The following is a 19,906-nucleotide window of genomic DNA, read 5'->3' as shown; positions in this document are numbered from 1 at the left end:
CTGCTTTACACAGAAGGTAACGGTGAAAGCATACTAGATTTTGGGGATCTCAGTAAAGTATCAGCAGAGAGATTATCTGCTGTAACCTTTGCCAATTGTACGGCGCAGGCTTTTAATTCTGGTTCAAAGGAAATGGGACAAGCTTCGGGATGGGTTAAAACGTTGGCTTCTGCGTCTTTTGCCCAAAGTGCGCCCCAGTGCATCGGGACGAAGACTGTTCCGGGGGCAATTGCTTGGGTGACTTTGGCGGGAAAACGGGCAACTCCGCGCCGACTCCGTACTTCGACTAATTCTTCATCTTGAATCCCCAATTTTGCGGCATCGCGGGGATGAATTTCGATGAAGGGGTGGGGGTGCATTTGGGTGATTTTCTCAATTCTCCCGGTGCGCGTTTGGGTGTGCCAGTGTCCGTAAAGTCTGCCTACTGTTAAGACTAAGGGATAATCTGGGTCTGGTGGTTCGGCTAGTCCGCGAGAGTGGTATGCTGCAAAGCGGGCGCGTCCGTCGGGGGTGTGGAAACGATGGTCAGTGTAGAGTCGGGCGGGTGCGCCTTCTAGTAGATTACCATCAGCGGGATGAGGCCATTGTTGCGGGCCTTGGGCTTTTAATTTGGCGTGACTTAACCCTGTCATGTCGCAGGGTCGCCCTTTGGTTAATCGGGCGAATTCGGCGTAAACTTCGGCGGAATTAGTAAATTTAAATTGTTCGGTAAAGCCTAAACGTCTGCCAACTTCAGCGAAGATTTCCCAGTCGGCTTTGGTTTCTCCGGGTCGATCGCGAAACGCCGAACAAAGTGTAACTCGCCGTTCCGAATTTGTCATCGTTCCCGTTTTTTCACTCCACTGGGCAGCGGGTAATAAAACATGGGCATAAGCAGCGGTTTCTGTTGGATAATAGGCATCTTGATAGACGGTGAAAGGCGATCGCAACAATGCCTTTTTCGTCCTTTCTAAATCTGGCATACTCACCGCCGGATTTGTTGCCGCAATCCACAAAAATCCTACTTCTCCTGTTTCTAATCCTTCAATCATTCCCCAAGCAGTAAGACCAGGTTTAGCCGCAATTCTTCCAGGGGGAAGTCCCCAAAGTTCTTCAATTTCAGCGCGATGTTGGGGATTTTTCACCATGCGATAACCTGGGAGAATGTGACACAAACCGCCAGCTTCTCTGCCTCCCATTGCATTAGGTTGACCAGTCAAAGAAAAAGGCCCTGCCCCTGGTTTTCCTATTTGTCCGGTCATCAAATGTAAGTTATTAATCGTTTGAACTTTAGCCGTTCCTTCCGAAGATTGATTAACACCCATTGACCACATCGACAACACACTTTTTGACTGTCCCCAATAACGGGCAGCAGTTTCTAAATCTTCCAGTTTAATGCCGCATTTTTTCGCGACATATTCAGGCGGATATTGACTAATTACTTCTGCATAAGCGGGGAAATTTGCCGTACATTCATCGATAAATTGGTGGTCAATGTAACCCCAACGTAACAATAAATGGGCAATTCCATTCATTAAATCTATATCAGTTCCGGGTTTAATTGCTAAGTGTAAATCTGCGGCTTCGGCTGTGGTTGTGTGTCGCGGATCGACGACAATCATTTTGACTTTGCCGTTGCTTTTTTTGTGATATTTCCGCAGACGATTAAATATAATTGGGTGACATTCGGCGGTATTAGTTCCGATTAAAAACGCGCAATCTGTCAATTCTAAATCATCATAACAACAGGGTGGGCCATCGGCACCAAAACTTTGAATATATCCCGATACTGCTGAGGACATACAAAGGCGAGAATTGGCATCAAAATTGTTAGTACCGAGACAGCCTTTGATGAGTTTTTGGGCAACATAATAATCTTCAGTTTGGAATTGCCCGGAACCGTACATACAGATAGCATCTTCGCCTTGAGTGTAGCGAACTGTTTGAATTCTTTTAACTATGGTGTTGAGTGCTTCATCCCAAGTTACACGGCGAAAAGGTTGGTCTAAAGTTTCTCGCATCATGGGATAAAGTAAGCGGTCTTTGTTTAAAGATTCAGCAATTGTTGCACCTTTAACACATACCATACCTTGACTTGAAGGGTGGTTGCGATCGCCTTGTACTTTCCAACTTGGATATCCTTGACTGTCTCTATTTACAGGTTTTCCAGGTTGTGCTGGTGGAGAAACTTCTAAACCGCAGCCTACACCGCAATATGGACAAAGTGTTTTAGTTGAGTCAGTCATAAGCTTTTCGCTGTAATTTGGTAGTTGGTAGTTGGTAGTTGGTAATTGGTAATTGGTAATAAGTAGTTGTACTGTCCTTACCTATTACCTATTAACTATTACCTATTCACCGTTTACTATTCTTCTTCTGGTCTGTAAATTAGTTTGGGAAGAGGTTTAGTTGCTGGCGCTTCTGTTGCTGTTTCTTCAGCGTAGTGTGCAGCAAAAGAACCTTTTGGTTCTTTCAAATAGAAGGCACATAACAGACAACAAACTAGTGCAGAAATTCCCATTGTGGTAAACAAAGTTGGGGCATCAGTTAAGCTAAAAACTGTGAGAAATACCACGCCGCCGAAGTTACCATAAGCGCCAACATTGCCAGAAACTTGTCCGGTAATTTCCTTTTTAATTAGGGGAACTATGCCGTAGGTTGCGCCGCATCCAGCTTGGGCGAAGTAAGCACATAACATGGTAATTGCGATCGCAAATGGAATCGACCAACTAGCATTGATACTATGGGCTAATAAATAACCAATTCCTACTCCACCTGCAATAGCTGTCATTGTCCATTTCCGGCTACCCAATTTGTCAGAAATTAACCCACCGCTAGGACGAGAAACTAAGTTTAAAAACGGGTAACTAGCAGCAATCATTCCAGCCATAACGTGCTCCAAAGAAAAGGTTTTTTCAAAAAACCCAGGTAACATGGAAACCGCTGCTAATTCTGAACCAAAAGTCACTACATAACACAATTCTAACAAAGCAACTTGGCGAAATTCGTAACGTTCAGCAGGTTTATAAGTTTTGTGTCCTTCTAAAAGGTCTTTGTTAACTTCCCAAGCTTTGAAAGTCTGATAAGCAAACAAGAAACCTAATAATAACCAAACAAACACCATTTGTTCCGCATTAAAAAAGTGAATTTTTGGTTGGGCTAACCGCCAAGCTAATAAACCGAGAGCAAAAATTAACCCAAAATTTGATAGAAGCATTGCATAATAACTGCGAACGCTTGTTACTTCCATCGCCCCACTTTTCTTGGGTTTTTTGTAAGTTACTCCAGCCGGAGTGTCTTGCACATTATGATAATAAATCCAGCCATAAATTGCGGCAACTATGCCTGTTAATGCGATCGCTAAACGCCAATTAGTTGCGCCACCACCTAAAAAAGCAGTAGAAAGTGCAATTGTTGGTAAGGCAAATTCTGCACCAAAGGCACCAAAATTACCCCATCCCCCATAAATTCCTTCCGCAATTCCGATTTCTTTAGGTGGGAACCATTCTGACACCATGCGAATCCCAACTACGAACCCTGCGCCAACAATTCCCATTAGCAACCGACTAACGACTAATTGACCAAAATCTTGGGACATTGCTGTTGCCAAACATGGCACAACTGCAAACATTAATAAGGCGGAATAGGTAATGCGAGGGCCAAATTTATCTAGTAACATCCCAATAATAATTCGCGCTGGGATTGTTAAAGCCAAATTACATATTAATAAGGTTTTAATTTGGGCTTCTTCTAGTTGTAATTCTTTCCCGATCGTAGTGGCAAATGGCGCAAAATTGAACCAACAAACAAAAGTTAGAAAAAAGGCAAACCAAGTAAGATGTAATATCTTGTATCGCCCTTTCAAAGACCACATTTCTGTTAACATTGAAAACTTCCTTCAAATCATGCAAGACAAAAAATTAGCAAAATTCTCTCTACCTCGCGTCGCTTTGATTTATTAAGCGAGGCAAATTGAATATTAAACATCGAAAATTGTTCAGTGATTAAGCATCAATCACTACCCGCCCAACGGGGTGAGAAATGCAAGTTAAGATAAAACCTTGCTCTTTTTCGCTATCACTTAAAGCATTGGGTTCGCCTTCGTATTCAACTCCACCTAGTAAAAGTTTTTGTTTGCAGGTGCCACAATTTCCCGATCGACAACTGCTAGGAATCTCAACACCTTCTGCTTCAGCTACTTCTAAGATAAATTGTTCGCTACTAGCATTAACTTCCTTACCTGATTTCGCGAAAGAAATCACCGTTGGTTGTACAGGTTCAGATCTTTTTACCTTTGGTACTTTAACACCTTGAGCATCTGTTTCTTCATCAAAGGTGATGGTAACTTTCTGTTCTTTGACTTCAATTTCGGCAGAATGTTCGGTTGTTGTTGCTATGCCTTCTTTGGGAATAGCCGCAAATTTTTCGCTCAGAATTTCTCGCAAAAGTGGTTTCAAATCTGCACAAGGAATGCCTTTTCTTACACAAGTTCCTAAATGGGCATCTTTACCAACTTTTCCGCCCATATAAAGGTCAACGCCTTCGACAGTTTTCCCATCTTTTCTAACTTTAGTTCCCATCAAACCAATGTCAGCGACTTGGGGTTGTCCGCAAGAATTTGGGCAACCAGTCCAATGAATTCTCACTGGTTTAGTTAGTGTTAATTCAGCATCCAATTCCTTAATCATTGCTAAGGCGCGATTTTTAGTTTCAATCAAGGCAAAACCGCAGAATTGTGCCCCAGTACAAGAGACTAATGCCCGATTTAAAGGTGTTGGATCGATGCTAAATTTTTGCAGAATTGGTTCGGCTAAAAATGCCTCCAATTTGTCATCTGGAATATTGGGTATAAGCAGATTTTCTTCAACTGTGAGGCGAATTTCTCCATTGCCATAAACATCTGCGACTCTGGCAATTTCAAACATATCTGGGGCAAATAAACGCCCGATGGGAATATGTAAACCAACGAAGTTTAATCCGGGTTGTTTTTGTTTGTAAACGCCAATGTGATCGCGTTTTTCCCACTCAATTTCGTCTTTGGCTGCTGCTTCTGCGAGGGGTTTTCCCATTCGGTTTACTACTTCAGTGCGAAATTGCCCTAAACCCATTTCATCAATTAACCACATTAACCGGGCTTTTTGCCGATTGGCGCGTAAACCTTTGTCGCGAAAAAGTTCTAAAATTGCTCTGCACAAAGCGACAACATCAGAAGGAGGAACCCAAGCATTTAAGGGAATCGCAGCATCGCAACGTTTAGCAGAAAAGAAGCCGCCAACTAATACATTAAAGCCAAAAGTTTCGTTTAAAAATGCGGGAATGAAGGCAATGTCGTTGATTTCGGCGTGAATGGAATTGTCGCGGCATCCTGCGATCGCAATATTAAACTTCCGAGGCAAATTCGTAAATTCTGAGTTACCTTCGCCATGATTAGTAATCATGTCTTGCACTTGGAAGCAAAGTTCTCTGGTGTCGAACAATTCATCACCATCAATCCCCGCCACAGGCGATCCGGTAATGTTACGAACGTTATCCATTCCTGATTGCACGCTAGTTAAACCAACGGCTTTCATTTTGCGGAAAATATCCGGTACATCTTCAATCCGAATTCCCCTTAATTGGAGATTTTGTCTGGTAGTAATATCAGCATTTCCATCACTACCATAACGTTGCACAATTTCGCCTAAAACCCGCATTTGATCGCTGTTAATAATGCCGTTTGGTAAGCGCAAACGCATCATGAATTTGCCGGGAGTAACAGGACGGAAGAAGATTCCCAGCCATTTTAAGCGGTGTTCGCGATCGGTTTCATCCATCGCTTCCCAACCAATTCGGGCAAATTCTTCTAATTGTTCCTTGACTGCTAAACCGTCTTTTTCCGCTTTGAATTTTTCAAACTTATTTTGAGTGCTAGTTGTTGGTGGCGTGACAGTACTTGTCATCAGTTATTCCTCCCCTTAATTCCTTTATTTTGCTTCAAATTCGTAAATTAAAACTTTAGTTACTAAGACCTATTTTTCGTTTTATGTTATTCGGCAAATCAGGCTTAGTTTGTAGATTTTGTTACAACTTTCTAGCTTCTGCCTAGTAAATCTATCTTTAGACAGAATGTTTCTTTTGGTGACAGGATATTTCATAAATAAAGGATAGGAAACTGTTGAGTTAGAGAAAGATTTATTTAATTTTGTAAATCTTCTCCTTCTGTTTAAAACCCGCTACATTTCATTAATTTCTGTGATTTCGTAGCCTTATGTTCTTAAGTTTAGAGAATAAACAGAGGTAAACGGTATCTTTAGTAACAAAAAATCTATCTTAATGAATATGTTGCATGAATAAATTGCTGTTTCTACATGATTTGGGGATAGGGGATAGGGGACTGGGGACTGGGTGAGTTTTCCGTTAACTGAGATATTGCACTCCTGGAGGTGGAACCTCCCAAATCCTCGTTCCCAGGTTGAACCTGGGAACGAGTAATGGAGGCTCTGCCTCTTGGTGCAAGATCTCAGTTAAGGAGAAAGTTAGACCAGGATTGACAAGATTTACAGATTGACCAGATTTGTTGATTAATCTTGAACATCATGTAAATCCATCAATCCTGATCCTGTTTTGGGTTAATGAACTTCCCCTAGTCCCCAATCCCCAATCCCCAGTCCCCCAGACCCTACTCAACGTGGGCAAAGCGACGGAAGAGGAAGTCTAGGGCGTAGTTCCGCAATTCGTAATATTGGGGGTCTTCCATGATGCGGGCGCGATCGCGTGGGCGCGGGAAGGGAATATCCATCACTTCGCCAATGTTGGCAGCAGGGCCATTTGTCATCATGACTAAGCGATCGGCAAGGAACAATGCCTCATCAATATCATGGGTAATCATCAATACGGTAGTGCGATGATCTCGCCAAATACTCAATAATTCTTCTTGCAATTCTTCCTTAGTAATTGCATCCAAAGCGCCGAAAGGTTCATCTAAAATTAGGATTTCAGGACGGATCGCTAAAGCGCGGGCGATCGCAACTCTTTGCTTCATTCCACCTGATAGTTGATTCGGGCGTTTGTGGGCAGCTTCGGTTAATCCCACCATTGCCAAATGTTCTTCAACAATTTCGTGTTTTTCCGCTTTAGATTTGTTCGGAAAAGCGGTTTTTACTGCCAAATAAACATTTTCGTAAGCTGTTTTCCAAGGCAAAAGCGCGTAATTTTGGAAAACCATCATGCGATCGGGCCCTGGTTTTGTAATTAAATTTCCCCGCAGCCTAACTTCGCCTTCACTTGGTTTATTAAACCCAGAAACCATGTTTAATAAAGTCGATTTACCGCAACCGGAGTGACCGATAACGCAGACAAATTCTCCTTCATAAACGGTAAAGTTAACATTTTCTAAAACCGGATACAACCCATTAGGAGTAGGGTAAGTTTTGGAAACTTGATCGATCACCAAAAAAGGTTCGCGAGTGATTGTTTCTTGAATTTGAATGCTAGTGTTATTGGCTGTTTGCATGGTTGTTATTTGTTATTGGTCATTTGTTATTGGTCATTTGTCACTTGTCATTTGTCATTTGGAGGAATTATTCACCAATAACCAATGACTCATGACGATTTAAGCTGCTTGGGATTGAGAATCATCAATGATAATTTCTTGAACGCGAATTTCTCGGTGAATGGTCAAGCGTTGTAAATAACCGATCGGATCGTCAGGATTAAACACCATGCGATCGAACAATTCAAAACTTTGGCGATCGGGTTCAATATCCGGCATTCCTACTTGACGCGCCGCTTCACCAAATAAGTCAACTCGACGGACTCTTTCTAAAATTTCAATCCAATTTTTCGGGAAAGGAGTAATACCCCAACGTGCTAATTGAGTAAGAATCCATAGACCTTCAACTCTTCCCGGACAGTTGGTATTATCAAAGTGAAATTGATTGAATCTCGGTAAAAGTTGCGCTGGTTCATCTGTGCCTCGGTTGTAAGCAGTTAAGAAACCGGGGCGGGTATATTCAAGTGCAGATCCAACATATTGAGGACGACAAATTAAGCCTAAAATTTCTTCGCGGTTGCGGCGATCGTCACAATATTCACAAGCTTCTAACAAAGCTTTAACTAAAGCAATGTGAGTCTGAGGATTTTGATTTACCCAGTCTTCACGCATTCCCAAAACTTTCTCTGGATGTCCTGCCCAAATATCTAAATCAGTGGCAATTACATAACCCACTTTTTCGTGAACTGCGCGAGAATTCCAAGGTTCACCCACACAATAACCGTCAATATTTCCTGCTTTCAAATTAGCCACCATTTGCGGTGGAGCAATGGCTGTTAAAGTCATATCTAAGTCAGGATCGATGCCACCGGAAGCTAACCAATAACGCAGCATTAAGTTGTGCATAGAAGCATTATGCACCATACCCATGACATGACTTTTTTGCGGAGTTTCTGCGATCGCTTCTTTTAAATGGGCTAAAGTTCTGACTCCTTGGTCATAGAAACTTTTCTTCAATGTAATAGCATTGCCATTACGACTGAGAACTAAAGCAGTAACAATTGGTACTCCCGTTTCGCCACCTCCTAAAGTCATTGCTAAAGGCATTCCGGCAACCATTTGGGCTGCATCTAAACGGCGAGTAGCAACACCTTGGGCGATCGCTTTCCAACTAGGTTCTCTGACTAATTTGACTTCTTCAAATCCATGTTTTTTGAAGAAACCTTTTTCTTGGGCAACTACTAATGGCGCACAATCTGTTAAGGGAATAAAGCCAATTTCTAAAGTAGTTTTTTCTAAACCATTACTTGAAATAAATGCTTTACCGGAAGCAGGTAATGCTGCTTTTTCTGGCTGTTTGGCTTTCCGTCTTTTATCCCGTTTCTGTTGATTTAAGAAGTAAATCATTTCGTTTCGCATCGAGTAGTAATTGGGATGATTTACGACTTCTAAACGATGGCGAGGGCGGGGAATTCCTACTTCTAAAATTTGCCCAATGTGGGATTCTGGCCCATTGGTTAACATCACAATGCGATCGGACAACAACAAAGCTTCATCCACATCATGAGTTACCATTACGCAGGTAACGTGGCTTTCTTCACAAATTTGCATTAATTGTTCTTGTAAGCCACCCCTAGTTAAAGCATCTAAAGCGCCAAAGGGTTCATCTAATAATAGTAATTTCGGGCGAATTGCTAGGGCACGGGCGATCGCAACTCGTTGTTTCATGCCTCCAGATAATTCACCGGGGCGTTTATCTGCGGCATTTCTTAAACCTACTAAATCAATGTGATGTTGGACAATTTCTTTACGTTCAACCGCAGTTTTATCTTTTAAAACTTTGTTTACTGCCAGGGCGATATTTTGCTGCACAGTTAGCCAAGGTAGCAAAGAATAATTTTGAAATACTACCATGCGATCGGGCCCTGGTTTTGTCACTTCTCGCCCTTCTAAAATGATGCCGCCTTTCGTAGGACGATCTAACCCGGCAATCATATTTAACAGGGTAGATTTACCACAACCAGAATGTCCAATTAAGGAAACAAATTCACCCTGTTTAATTTTTAATTCGATGTTTTTTAAGGCGATGTAGCTGCCGCCATTGGGTAGGGAGAAAATGCGATCGACGTGATCTACTTCAACAAATACTGACATGGTGATTGGTAGTGGGTAGTGGGTAGTTGGTAGTTGGTGATTGGTGATTGGTGACTAGCTAGGGACAAGGGGAAATGTCTTAAATCAAAACTATCTAACTCCCCAAACTATCCCTAACTCAAAACTAAAAACGTTACTTCTGTTCTGCGGGTACAGAAATCGAAGCGATGTAGGCAACGAATCTATCTAGTAATAAACCGACAATGCCCACATAAATTAACGCTAAAATCAGTTGGCTAATTTGCGAATTATTGTAAGCATCCCAGATGAAAAAGCCAATTCCTACGCCACCGACTAACATTTCTGCGGCAACGATCGCTAACCAAGATAAACCAATTCCAATTCTTAAACCTGTGAAAATGTAAGGAACTGTTGCCGGAAAGAGAACATTTAAAAAGTAGTCAAAACCCGAAAGTTGCAAAACTCTGGCGACGTTTCTGTAATCTTGGGGTAATTGTTGAACGCCGACCATTGTGTTAATAATAATCGGCCAAATTGAAGTAATAAAAATTACGAAAATCGCGGAAGGTTCGTTTTGGTTAATTGCAGCTAACGCGATCGGCAACCAAGCTAGAGGCGGAATCGTCCGCAAAACTTGGAAAATTGGGTCTACAGCTTCGTAGAGGAATTTATTTGCGCCAACGACAATCCCAACAAAAACGCCGACAATCGCAGATAAAGAAAAGCCGATCGCTACCCGTTGTAAGCTAGCAATTATTTGTAATCCTAAACCTTTGTCGGTACCACCATTATCAAAAAAAGGATTGATAATGTAAGGGTTAAATGTGTCATTAAAAACTTGAATCGGTCCTGGTAATCCTTTGGAACCGGGAGGACAAAGGAGTTGCCAAATTACTAGAAAAACGATAATTGCAACCAGTGGACGAATAACTTTATTTGAATTCTTGCGCCAAAATTTAGTAAAGCTATTTTGGGAGGGGCGGCGATAAACTGTACCGTTAGTTCTGGATGTCATGCTGTTTCCTGCGATTGGGTAGTTGGTAGTTGGTAGTTGGTAGTTGGTAATGGGTGAATTTTTATTACCCATTACCGAAAATTAGCGATTAAGCTTTCTTAATTGCGAGACTTTTCAAGTATTCTTGAGGGTTTTCTGGGTCGAATTTCACCCCATCAAAGAAGGTTTCAATTCCGCGAGAGGTACTGGTAGGAATTTGGGCTTCGGGAACTGCGATCGCTTTCGCTGCTTCCTTCCACAAATCTTCCCGGTTCACTTTATCAATTAATTGCTTAGTGTTAGTATCAGCCGGAATATATCCCCAGCGAATATTCTCAGTTAAAAACCACAAATCATGACTCTTGTAAGGATAAGAAGCATTATCAGCCCAGAATTTCATTACCAAAGGACTGTTTTGTACAACCGGACGACCATCGCCGTAATCAATATTTCCCTTGGAACGTTCAATAATATCTTTTGCTGGTACACCAGTCCACTTTTTCTGAGAAATAATTTGGCACATTTCTTCTTTATTTTCTGGCTTATCGCACCATTGTTGAGCTTCCAAAACAGCCATTAATAATGCTTTGGTTGCTTTCGGATTTTTATCTACCCATTCTTGGCGCATCGCAAAAGCTTTTTCTGGGTGATCTTTCCACAATTCACCTGTTACTAATGCACTGTAACCTAAACCTTGGTTAACTAATTGCGCGTTCCAAGGTTCACCAACACAAAAAGCTTCCATATTTCCAGTTTTCATATTAGCTACCATTTGCGGTGGTGGTACAGGAATTACGGAAATATCTTGTTCGGGATTAATACCACCAGCAGCTAACCAATAACGCATCCAAAGATCGTGAGTTCCACCAGGGAAAGTAATCGCTGCTTTCAGGTCATTTTTACCAGTAGATTTGGCTTTGCTGAAAGCATCTTTTAACCCTTTGCTATCTAACCCGACTTTAAACTCTTTGTAGCTGTTAGCAATAGAAATTGCTTGTCCGTTAGTATTTAACCGCGCCAAAATGTACATTGGGACTGGCTGTTTAGTTTTGGTTTGTCCCAAAGTCATAAAGTAAGGCATTGGGCTTAAAATATGCGCCCCGTCAATCCCTCCATTGGCAGATCCCGTTTCTAAATTATCGCGAGTTACAGGCCAAGATGCTTGTTTGAGAACTTCCACATCTTTCATGCCATATTTGTCAAAAAATCCCTTTTCTTTGGCAATGATTAAAGGTGCGGAATCAGTTAAAGCAATAAATCCTAATTTAGCAGTTGTAACTTCTGGTGCATCAGCAGAACTTACGTTTGCTGCTGGTACTGCACTTGGCGAAGGATTAGTAGTTGTATTAGTACTTGCTGTGGTATTGGTATTGCTATTCGCAGCGTTATTTGTGCCAGAAGTACAACCATGTACTAATAATGTTCCGGCGGCGGTAATACCTGCGGTGAATAAGAATTTTCTTCTGGAATACTTGGACATTTGCTTTAACTCCGGTGATGATTTGAGTGAGAGAGAGGGAATTTTTTCATGCCAAACTCCGGGCTAGCAAAATTTAGCTAATTTTAATTATTCTTGCTAGAGAGTTTGGTAATTTAAGATGCAAAATTAGAACTTATTTGGAAAATTCTGGCTTGATTTCCGCATCAAAGTGTTTAATTAATAACTCGCGCAATACGGGTTTTAAGTCTTCACAAGGAACACTTTTCCTAATGCAAGTTCCTAAATGGGCATCTTTGCCGACTTTGCCACCCATGTAAATATCTACACCTTCTAAGGTTTGACCGTTTTTTCTGACTTTTGTACCCATTAAACCGATGTCGGCGACTTGAGGTTGTCCGCAGGAATTTGGGCAACCTGTCCAATGAATTCGCACTGGTTTAGAGAGAGTTAATTCAGTGTCTAATTCCTGCATTAACTCAACAGCACGGTTTTTAGTTTCAATGAGTGCGAAGTTACAAAACTGTGCTCCGGTACAGGAAACTGATGCCCTAGTTAATGGTGTAGGATTGATGGCAAATTTTTTGATGATTGGTTCGGTTAAAAATGCCGCTAAACAAGCATCGTTAATGTGAGGAATAATAATGTTTTGTTCAACTGTGAGGCGGATTTCTCCTTTACCGTAAACATCTGCAATTCGGGCAAGTTCCAACATATCTTGGGCAAAAAGTCGCCCGACGGGAATGTGTAGCCCAACGTAATTTAATCCTGGTTGTTTTTGGCGATAAACTCCAATATGATCGCGTTTTTCCCAGATAATTTCGTCTTTTGGCGCGGCTTCTTTGAGGGTTTTTCCGAGTTGTTTTTCAACTTCGCTGCGAAATTTGTCAATTCCCCATTCGTCAATTAACCACATTAATCGGGCTTTTTGACGGTTGGCGCGAAGTCCATTGTCTCGGAAAACTTCCAAGATTGCCCGACACAAGGAAACAACTTCTTCTGGCGTTACCCAAGCATTGAGGGGAATGGCTGCGTCGCAACGTTTGGCGGAGAAAAAACCACCGACTAAGACGTTAAAACCAAAAGTTTCTCCCGAAAATGCCGGAATAAAGGCGATATCGTTGATTTCGGCATGAACCGAGTTGTCCCGACATCCGGCGATCGCAATATTGAACTTCCGAGGTAAATTAGTAAACTCCGGGTTCCCCTCACCTTTGTTGGTAATCATGTCCTGCACTTGCTGGACTAATTCTCTAGTATCGAACAGTTCCTCTGCATCGATTCCGGCTACAGGCGAACCTGTAATATTGCGTACATTATCCATCCCAGATTGTACGCTTGTCAAGCCGACACTTTTCAGTTTATAGAAAATTTCCGGGATGTCTTCCAGGCGAATTCCCCGTAGTTGCAGGTTTTGCCTGGTAGTGATATCAGCGTTACCATCGCTACCATAGCGCTGCACAATCTCCGCAATAACACGCATTTGCACCGCACTAATGATGCCGTGAGGTAAACGCAATCTTAACATAAATTTACCAGGCGTAACAGGGCGGAAAAATACTCCTAACCATTTCAGCCGATAGTCTCGATCGCCTTCCTCCATTGCTTCCCAGCCAATTTTGGCAAAGTCTTCTAGTTGAGCTTTAACTGCTAAACCATCTTTTTCGGACTTAATTTTTTCAAATTTGTTCAGACTCGCCCTTTCTGTGGCTGTAACTACCATTTTCTCTTCCTTTAGTTAGTTGTTTTGGTTTTAGAGTTCATATTTATTAGATTTATGCGGCAACAAATTTTGTTAAGCAATGTTGTCTTCGATTGACTGTTCGTTGTTAATAAGCTATCTGGGCTAAATATGAATTTTCGTATCAATATTTACAAAATTATTTACAAAATGAAACTTTTACATTGCCAAGATGCTTTTTTTACATTGTGAATTGGCGATCGCTCTTACCATGCAAATATCGAATATATGTGATTCGCTTATTACATCGATCGCAGATTAGCGTAACAACCTATACAAAACTTCACTAAAAGGTGACTTACCTTGGGAGCATAAGGACTAGGGAAAAGATTTCATGTTACGTTCTGGTACTTTTGAGAATTCTGCTTTCTATTCACATCAGCAACTTTTCGATAACTTATTGCAGCCTGTTTCACATTGGCTAGAATCTTTAGAAGTGAAAGAAGCAAAAATTGCCCGCTTTCTATGTCGATTAATTCCAGCGCATTGTATATTTGAGCGAGATGTAAAATTATTAGGGCGAACTTTATTCCATATTCCAGCATTTTGTAAGCTGAATCCGTTTTACACACAGTTAATGGAATTGCGTTTTCGGGCTTTATGCTTTTTGGCAGATGAATGTGGCGAAGATGTTTCTCAATATTGCCAATAACTCAGTTTGAAGCATAATTGTTAGCAATTAAAAGGGAGTTTGGGAAATTGGATTTTTTAGCCAAAGCGACGATCGCAGCAGAACAAGAAAATTGGTCATTACTCAACCAATGCTTACAACATTTGCTACAGTCCAAAAGTTTAGTAGCAAGTAATAATCAGCAAATTCTCAATTGGGCTTTAGAGAGTTTAACTTGGGGAGATTTTCAGGAACGTTGGGATGTAGCGAAGATTTTTCCTAGTTTGGGTAAACAAGCGATCGCACCTTTAATCAATATTTTAGAAGATGAAGAAGCCGATGAAGAATTACGCTGGTTTGCAGCGAGAATTTTAGGCGAATTTAATGATTTATCTGTAATTTCCGCTTTGGTCGAACTGTTAAAAAGTTCAGAAAGTGAAGAATTAAGTGCAATGGCGACGACAGCTTTAGCTAATCAGGGAAAAAGTGCAATTACTGCTTTAACAGATTTGTTAGAACAAGAAGAATGGCGACTTTTAGCAGTGCGAGGACTTGCCCATATTCGCACCAAAGAAACAATTACTCCTTTATTATCTGTGGTGAACGACTCAAAAGTATTAGTCAGGGCAATGACAATTGAAGCTTTGGGTAGTTTTCACGATCCGCTAGTTTTACCTGCGCTATTAGAAGCTTTAAAAGATGTAGCAGCGAGTGTGAGAAAGGAAGCGATAATTGCTTTAGGTGTTCGCAGCGATCTAAAAGATCGGTTAAATTTGGTCAGTGTTTTAAAGCCTTTATTGTGGGATTTTAATCTAGAAGTTTGTCAACAAACTGCGATCGCTTTAGGACGTTTGGGAACTGATGAAGCTGCTGAAGCTTTGTTTTCTTTGTGGCAATCAAAAGTCACACCTTTACCTTTACAATTACAAGCAATTCGCGCTTTGGGTTGGGTGGAAACCCCACAGGCGATCGCCTATTTAAAGCAAGTTTTTCTGCAAGATTTTGCTGGTTCCGATCGACAGTTAGATTCTCAATTGTTGATTTGGCAAGAAGTAATTACTGTTTTAGGTCAAGTGCAAGCAGCTAATTTAATTCCATTAGCAACGCAGGTTTTAATTGAATTGTTAAATTCCTCACATCCAGCCATGAATTTTGCAGAAATTCGCCAAAAATTAGCTAATAGTTTAGGTTTATTGGCAGATCCCCAAGCGGTAGATTCTTTGCAATCTTTATTGTCCGATCGAGATACAGTAGTGAGGTTACACGCGATCGCCGCTTTGAAAAAATTGCTTTGTGCGATCGGCTAGGTTTAGAAATTTTTGAGTGATGAACTCTGAGTTTTAAGTGATTTTTTAATTAACCGCAAAGAGCGCAAAGGACGCAAAGAAGCATTGATAGAAATTTGATATGAAGCAGGAGAGTTGGTTAGTGCGATCGCTATTGGTATGCAAGATTTAGGGATTGCAGCGATCGCAATTTCCAGAAATGGAATTTTAGTCACCTGCGATCGTCGAGATTTTGAAAGAATCCCTGGTTTAGTTTTTGAAGATTGGACAGTTTATACTTAATAAAATTATAAAAATTATGGCAGAGGTTTCAAATCATGAAAGCTAATTTATTAAAAGATTATGGGGAAAATCTATCTGAATTAACTTACTCAGTAATAATTGAACAGGAAAAAGAAGGAAACTATAAAGCTACTGTCTGGGGTTTAGCCGATTGTCAAGCAACTGGAAATACAAAGGAAGCGGCGCTAACAAATATTAACCAGCTTTTAACAGCAAGGTTACAAAACGCTGAAATTGTTGTCCAAGAAATGGCTTTACCTAAGTCAGAAAATCCTTGGATAAAGTTTGCGGGAATGTATAAAGATAATCCTCTTTTTAATGATATGCTTTCGGAAATGGAAGCTTATCGACGCGAAGTTGACGAAGAATTAGAGGAATATTACCGGAAAATGGATGGGGAGGATAACAACAAGTGAGTATGATAGATAGTTGTTACCTAAAAATTACTCTAAATGCCTATTCCGCCAGAAATTGAAGCAATTATTAATCGTCTCAACCAAGAATTAAATAGTATTGAACAAAAATCAAGAGAGGGAAGCAACTTAGTCAGAGCAATTTTATCGATTTTCCCAAATAATGCTATAATTATTCAATATTTTGCTTATCTAAACGCTGCCCTACTCTTTGTAGAAACTTCTAGAAGACAAATTCAGATTACGGTTGAGCTAGTATCCCCTGATGATGTAACAGCAACAGAAATTCAAGAAGCTGGCGAAGATTTGGGAAGCATATTGGGACGGGCGTTGGAAACTAAAATAAGGGTGGAAAGGATTATTAATAACTTGGAGGAATTACAATGAAACAATTACCGGATGAAAAGAAACTTCTTGAATTGCTTGAACTTGCCAAAGATTTTGAACAGCAAGCAAGAGAAATGTGTGAATTATCTACAGAAATAGCTTATAAATGGCAACGTCGTCTGGAATCAAGGAGATCGGCAAAGCAGCAAGTAAGTGAGGTTAAGTAGTGGGAAAAAAGAGCGATCGCAAATCACATAAAATTTCTGAGCGATCGCATTAAAATATCAAGAATGAATGCGGGAAATTAGGGAAGGTAGGAGAGAGAAAGTTAGTGAAATTGGGTAGGGTGGTGATGGTGCGATCGCAATTTCCAAAAACGCAATTCTAGTCACCTGCGATACTATGCTAATAGTCTACAAAACGAATAAATACATCAAGTTCAGGGAGTTCTTGGATTTTTTCTGACCATTGTACAGTAGGTTCCTCCGCCCACTTAATTGATCCCCTTGGTGCAAGTCCAAGAGCGCTTCTTACTTCCTTAAGCTTGGCCTCATCAGCGTACACGGATCTTGTGTAAATTACTCCCCATTCTTTAGTCAGTAATTTTTCATTTACAAAATCATTGAATATTATAATAGGTTCATATACTTCCATAGCTGTATCATCTATCCATTTATTATCTATAGCAACTGTCGCTCTCTCGCAAGATAACTGATATTTATATTCATCCCAGTCAACTTGTAGCGTTATCTGTGCCCGACACAACTTTTGAACATCGAAACCATAAATGTTAACTTTTTTTATCCAAGCATTCTCTAATCCCTTCTCTAAGCGTTCTAGTGTTTCAAGAGATATGTCTGTGGTTTTCCGAAGTAGATATCGGAACTGAATCTTGAGTATTGCTAACCTTGCAAATGTTTTAGCTTTACTCCGTGTAACTGTAGTAGCCATTATTACCTCTGCTGCAAATGGTTGACAAGTTGTCCTGATTGAAGGAGTTCTTTACCTGCTTGTAGGAGATGCTCCAATAGAATGTTTGGTATAGTTAAGCTATGCTCACGACCACTAATAATTTCAATAGCTTTTCGATCACCGCCTATTTTTTGAATTTCTTTCCATAGCTGTTCATCTATGAGGATGGTTCTGAGGTGTGAGAAAAAAGCTATTGGCTGAGAATCAAATTCTTTAACTAAAGTCTGACATTCCGCAAAACTAATTTCTGGAAATATGCCAGCAACTATTTGAGTTTTCTCATTTAGTTGTGGTCGCCATTCAAAAGCAGTCATTCTCCCAGCACGAACAAGAGGTTCATACAACTTAGTGAAATCATTGCCAGTTATGATGATTGGAACACGCTTAGTTGTTCTACCTTCCACAGAAGTTGGATAGTCTACTAGGTGCATTAACTCACCAAAAACAGTTTGTCTGTTGATGGTATACTGAACCATTTCTCCCCAAGTTCCTAAGCCTGTGTCTATATCATTGATCAATACAACAGCCGCTTTATACTTTCCTTCTTCAAGGCAATGACTTGCTTTCAAGTATGTATTTCGCACAAGTTTTGCTGGTTCTCCAGCATCACTGCTTTCTAGTTGTCCACCAGATATCAAAAATGCCTTTGCGCCAATTTGGTCTAGAACGCATTCACACTGGTATGTTTTCCCATATCCTGATGGCCCATGAATGCCTAACAAAAGTGGAACACGGCTTATGTCTTGTTTCAAAAGATTTTTAACAATATGAAGAACGATCGCTTGTCTAAAGCGATCAGGGATATGAATATTATTTGTCATCATCTAGATACTCCCCAGCACGGCGACGACGAATTCTCTCATCCATTTCTCTAATTTTTTTTATCAAACGAGTCTCGACTACTTCTTTGCTTTCCTCACCAACAAGTTTTATTACGGTAAAATGCTTCTGAGATGAGGCTTCTTCTGTTGGTGTAGATTTGGAATTTTTTTCCTCTCCTTGCCTTATAGTTTGATTGTCTTCTATTGGCTCGCTAACAGGTTTTAATAAAGTGAAATGCTTTTGGAATGAAGCTTCTTCAGTTGGTGTAGATTTAGAATTTTCTTCCTCCTGATGCTGCGTGGACAACTCCTTTTCTTCTCGCCTTTTGGCTATGATATCGTCTAGTCGTTGCAGCCGCTCTTGTAATTGCTTATTAATATCTCTGTCTTGAAACGGTAGTATCGGCTTTTTGACTGGTTTCGCCAGTTGTATAAAATCACCCGAAACTTTTAAATCCTCATCTCTACCTGACAGAATTTCGATTTCTTCCATTACTTGGCGTACTAGTGTCTTCACGTCTTGATACTTAACAGTAGACTTTTCTTCAAGTATGGCTGCGGCTACCTCTTTTCTAATTTCTGTCTTTCGTACCTCTTTAATCTTGTCACCAATTAAATCAGATATTACTTTAATAAGGACTGTTTTTGCTATATCAAATATTAACGATAACTCCATGTGATAGTTCTCCTGGTTCGCAATATCAGTCCTTGGCAATATTGACATTAGCTTTATTCTTCTTTGAAGCCACACATCGAACACTAGTAAGCTTTGTTACTGATTATAAGCTAACTATGCTTAGATATATCCTGATAAAGATTAGAAACTATGTTAGGATTCCATCAGGAATTTTTGAAATTACCAGCTATGGCATCTAATAATGAGGAATTTGCTCAAGCAGCAAATCACTGGGATCTGGAAACTCTGTACGCAGACTTAGCTTCTATTAAGGGGAAACGTTTAACACCTATGGAAAAGCTACACCTGCGGGGGTTGCTTTGTGGTTATAGTCCCTCTGAGATAGCGGAAAAACTGGGTAAGAATGCTAAGGGAGTCGAAACCGATCTGTGTGCCACTATTTATAAATACGTTAAAAGTTTGCTGGATAAATTTAACGAAAAGATAGAAAACTGGAGAAATATTTCAGAATGGCTTGAGGATGCAGGGTATAAAAGTCGGTCTTCTGCTAAAGTTCCTGTCAGTAGCTTGTTACCAGAAAATAGTGTTGTTAATATAACCAATATCAATATTGAGCAAAATCAATTAGTCATTGTTATTAACTTAAGAATACCAACTTCACAAGGTTCAGAATTGCCAATACCAGAGCTCGACTTAAAAAACGGAACTGATAACTAGGTTTTTGCTTCAATTCAAATGTGCGTAAGGTGAAGTGGCGGCTTTTGTTCGATCGCACACCCTCCCCAATCCTTCAATCAAAGTTCGATCGCACTGAATCATCTCA

18 protein-coding genes are annotated in these 19,906 nt (G+C 40.5%); 7 read left to right on the top strand and 11 right to left on the bottom strand.

The features are described from left to right. Nucleotides 1-5: 5 nt before the first annotated feature. The 8 genes from ACE1CI_RS21535 to ACE1CI_RS21500 all read right to left on the bottom strand — a co-directional run bounded on the left by ACE1CI_RS21535 (nt 6) and on the right by ACE1CI_RS21500 (nt 13,717). Entirely contained in the window at nt 6-2,225 is a 2,220-nt protein-coding gene (locus ACE1CI_RS21535) for a molybdopterin oxidoreductase family protein (protein ID WP_413261920.1), read from the bottom strand. A gap of 116 nt (nt 2,226-2,341) precedes the next feature. Then, the gene (locus ACE1CI_RS21530; protein WP_413261919.1) at nt 2,342-3,862 is read right to left on the bottom strand and encodes a NarK family nitrate/nitrite MFS transporter; all 1,521 of its coding nucleotides are present in this window, start codon (nt 3,860-3,862) and stop codon (nt 2,342-2,344) included. Between the two features lie 118 nt (nt 3,863-3,980). Further along, nucleotides 3,981-5,915: a ferredoxin--nitrite reductase gene (locus ACE1CI_RS21525; RefSeq protein ID WP_413261918.1), complete on the bottom strand. Its 1,935-nt coding sequence runs from the start codon at nt 5,913-5,915 to the stop codon at nt 3,981-3,983. A 719-nt stretch (nt 5,916-6,634) separates the two neighbouring features. Beyond that, a complete protein-coding gene (locus tag ACE1CI_RS21520; RefSeq protein ID WP_413261917.1) occupies nt 6,635-7,468 on the bottom strand; it encodes a nitrate ABC transporter ATP-binding protein in 834 nt (277 codons plus the stop codon). Nucleotides 7,469-7,567: 99 nt separating this feature from the next. Continuing rightward, complete coding sequence (locus tag ACE1CI_RS21515; RefSeq protein ID WP_413261916.1) at nt 7,568-9,601, bottom strand: ABC transporter ATP-binding/substrate-binding protein; 2,034 nt, start codon at nt 9,599-9,601, stop codon at nt 7,568-7,570. Nucleotides 9,602-9,734: 133 nt separating this feature from the next. Next, nucleotides 9,735-10,577, bottom strand: a complete 843-nt coding sequence (ntrB, locus tag ACE1CI_RS21510; protein ID WP_413261915.1) for a nitrate ABC transporter permease — start codon at nt 10,575-10,577, stop codon at nt 9,735-9,737. Between the two features lie 88 nt (nt 10,578-10,665). Next, nucleotides 10,666-12,036 carry a CmpA/NrtA family ABC transporter substrate-binding protein gene (locus ACE1CI_RS21505; protein WP_413261914.1) on the bottom strand — a complete coding sequence of 457 codons (1,371 nt, stop codon included), beginning with the start codon at nt 12,034-12,036 and terminating at the stop codon, nt 10,666-10,668. Between the two features lie 133 nt (nt 12,037-12,169). Beyond that, the gene (locus ACE1CI_RS21500) at nt 12,170-13,717 is read right to left on the bottom strand and encodes a ferredoxin--nitrite reductase (protein ID WP_413261913.1); all 1,548 of its coding nucleotides are present in this window, start codon (nt 13,715-13,717) and stop codon (nt 12,170-12,172) included. 352 nt (nt 13,718-14,069) lie between these two features. Here ACE1CI_RS21500 and ACE1CI_RS21495 point away from each other — a divergent pair, with 352 nt between their 5' ends. The 6 genes from ACE1CI_RS21495 to ACE1CI_RS21470 all read left to right on the top strand — a co-directional run bounded on the left by ACE1CI_RS21495 (nt 14,070) and on the right by ACE1CI_RS21470 (nt 16,880). Further along, nucleotides 14,070-14,387: a Mo-dependent nitrogenase C-terminal domain-containing protein gene (locus tag ACE1CI_RS21495; RefSeq protein ID WP_413261912.1), complete on the top strand. Its 318-nt coding sequence runs from the start codon at nt 14,070-14,072 to the stop codon at nt 14,385-14,387. A 47-nt stretch (nt 14,388-14,434) separates the two neighbouring features. Further along, the gene (locus ACE1CI_RS21490) at nt 14,435-15,652 is read left to right on the top strand and encodes a HEAT repeat domain-containing protein (protein WP_413261911.1); all 1,218 of its coding nucleotides are present in this window, start codon (nt 14,435-14,437) and stop codon (nt 15,650-15,652) included. 114 nt (nt 15,653-15,766) lie between these two features. Then, entirely contained in the window at nt 15,767-15,913 is a 147-nt protein-coding gene (locus ACE1CI_RS21485) for a type II toxin-antitoxin system VapC family toxin (RefSeq protein WP_413261910.1), read from the top strand. Between the two features lie 35 nt (nt 15,914-15,948). Further along, nucleotides 15,949-16,329 (top strand): type II toxin-antitoxin system HicB family antitoxin, encoded by a 381-nt coding sequence (locus tag ACE1CI_RS21480; protein ID WP_413261909.1) that lies wholly within the window; start codon nt 15,949-15,951, stop codon nt 16,327-16,329. Nucleotides 16,330-16,365: 36 nt separating this feature from the next. Further along, nucleotides 16,366-16,713, top strand: coding sequence for a hypothetical protein (locus ACE1CI_RS21475; RefSeq protein WP_413261908.1), 348 nt, complete (start codon nt 16,366-16,368; stop codon nt 16,711-16,713). Next, nucleotides 16,710-16,880 carry a hypothetical protein gene (locus ACE1CI_RS21470; RefSeq protein ID WP_413261907.1) on the top strand — a complete coding sequence of 57 codons (171 nt, stop codon included), beginning with the start codon at nt 16,710-16,712 and terminating at the stop codon, nt 16,878-16,880. The genes ACE1CI_RS21475 and ACE1CI_RS21470 overlap by 4 nt, the downstream gene beginning before the upstream one ends. Nucleotides 16,881-17,058: 178 nt before the next feature. On the opposite strand, the gene ACE1CI_RS21465 is transcribed toward ACE1CI_RS21470, so the two are convergent. From ACE1CI_RS21465 to ACE1CI_RS21455, 3 genes are read right to left on the bottom strand one after another with little or no spacing between them, the layout of a single operon-like run. Beyond that, nucleotides 17,059-17,604, bottom strand: coding sequence for a hypothetical protein (locus ACE1CI_RS21465; protein WP_413261906.1), 546 nt, complete (start codon nt 17,602-17,604; stop codon nt 17,059-17,061). 2 nt (nt 17,605-17,606) lie between these two features. Next, nucleotides 17,607-18,449, bottom strand: coding sequence for an AAA family ATPase (locus ACE1CI_RS21460; protein WP_413261905.1), 843 nt, complete (start codon nt 18,447-18,449; stop codon nt 17,607-17,609). Then, entirely contained in the window at nt 18,436-19,122 is a 687-nt protein-coding gene (locus ACE1CI_RS21455; RefSeq protein ID WP_413261904.1) for a hypothetical protein, read from the bottom strand. Before ACE1CI_RS21455 ends, ACE1CI_RS21460 begins: the two co-directional genes overlap by 14 nt. A gap of 189 nt (nt 19,123-19,311) precedes the next feature. Here ACE1CI_RS21455 and ACE1CI_RS21450 point away from each other — a divergent pair, with 189 nt between their 5' ends. Next, on the top strand, nt 19,312-19,800 hold the full coding sequence (locus ACE1CI_RS21450) for a helix-turn-helix transcriptional regulator (RefSeq protein ID WP_413261903.1): 489 nt from the start codon (nt 19,312-19,314) through the stop codon (nt 19,798-19,800). The last annotated feature ends 106 nt before the right edge of the window (nt 19,801-19,906 follow it).

It is taken from the genome of Floridaenema flaviceps BLCC-F50 (genome assembly GCF_041929275.2).
Taxonomy (GTDB): Bacteria; Cyanobacteriota; Cyanobacteriia; order Cyanobacteriales; family Aerosakkonemataceae; genus Floridanema; species Floridanema flaviceps.
Note: the sequence above shows the minus strand (reverse complement) of the source record. Positions and strands in the feature narration are given on the sequence as shown.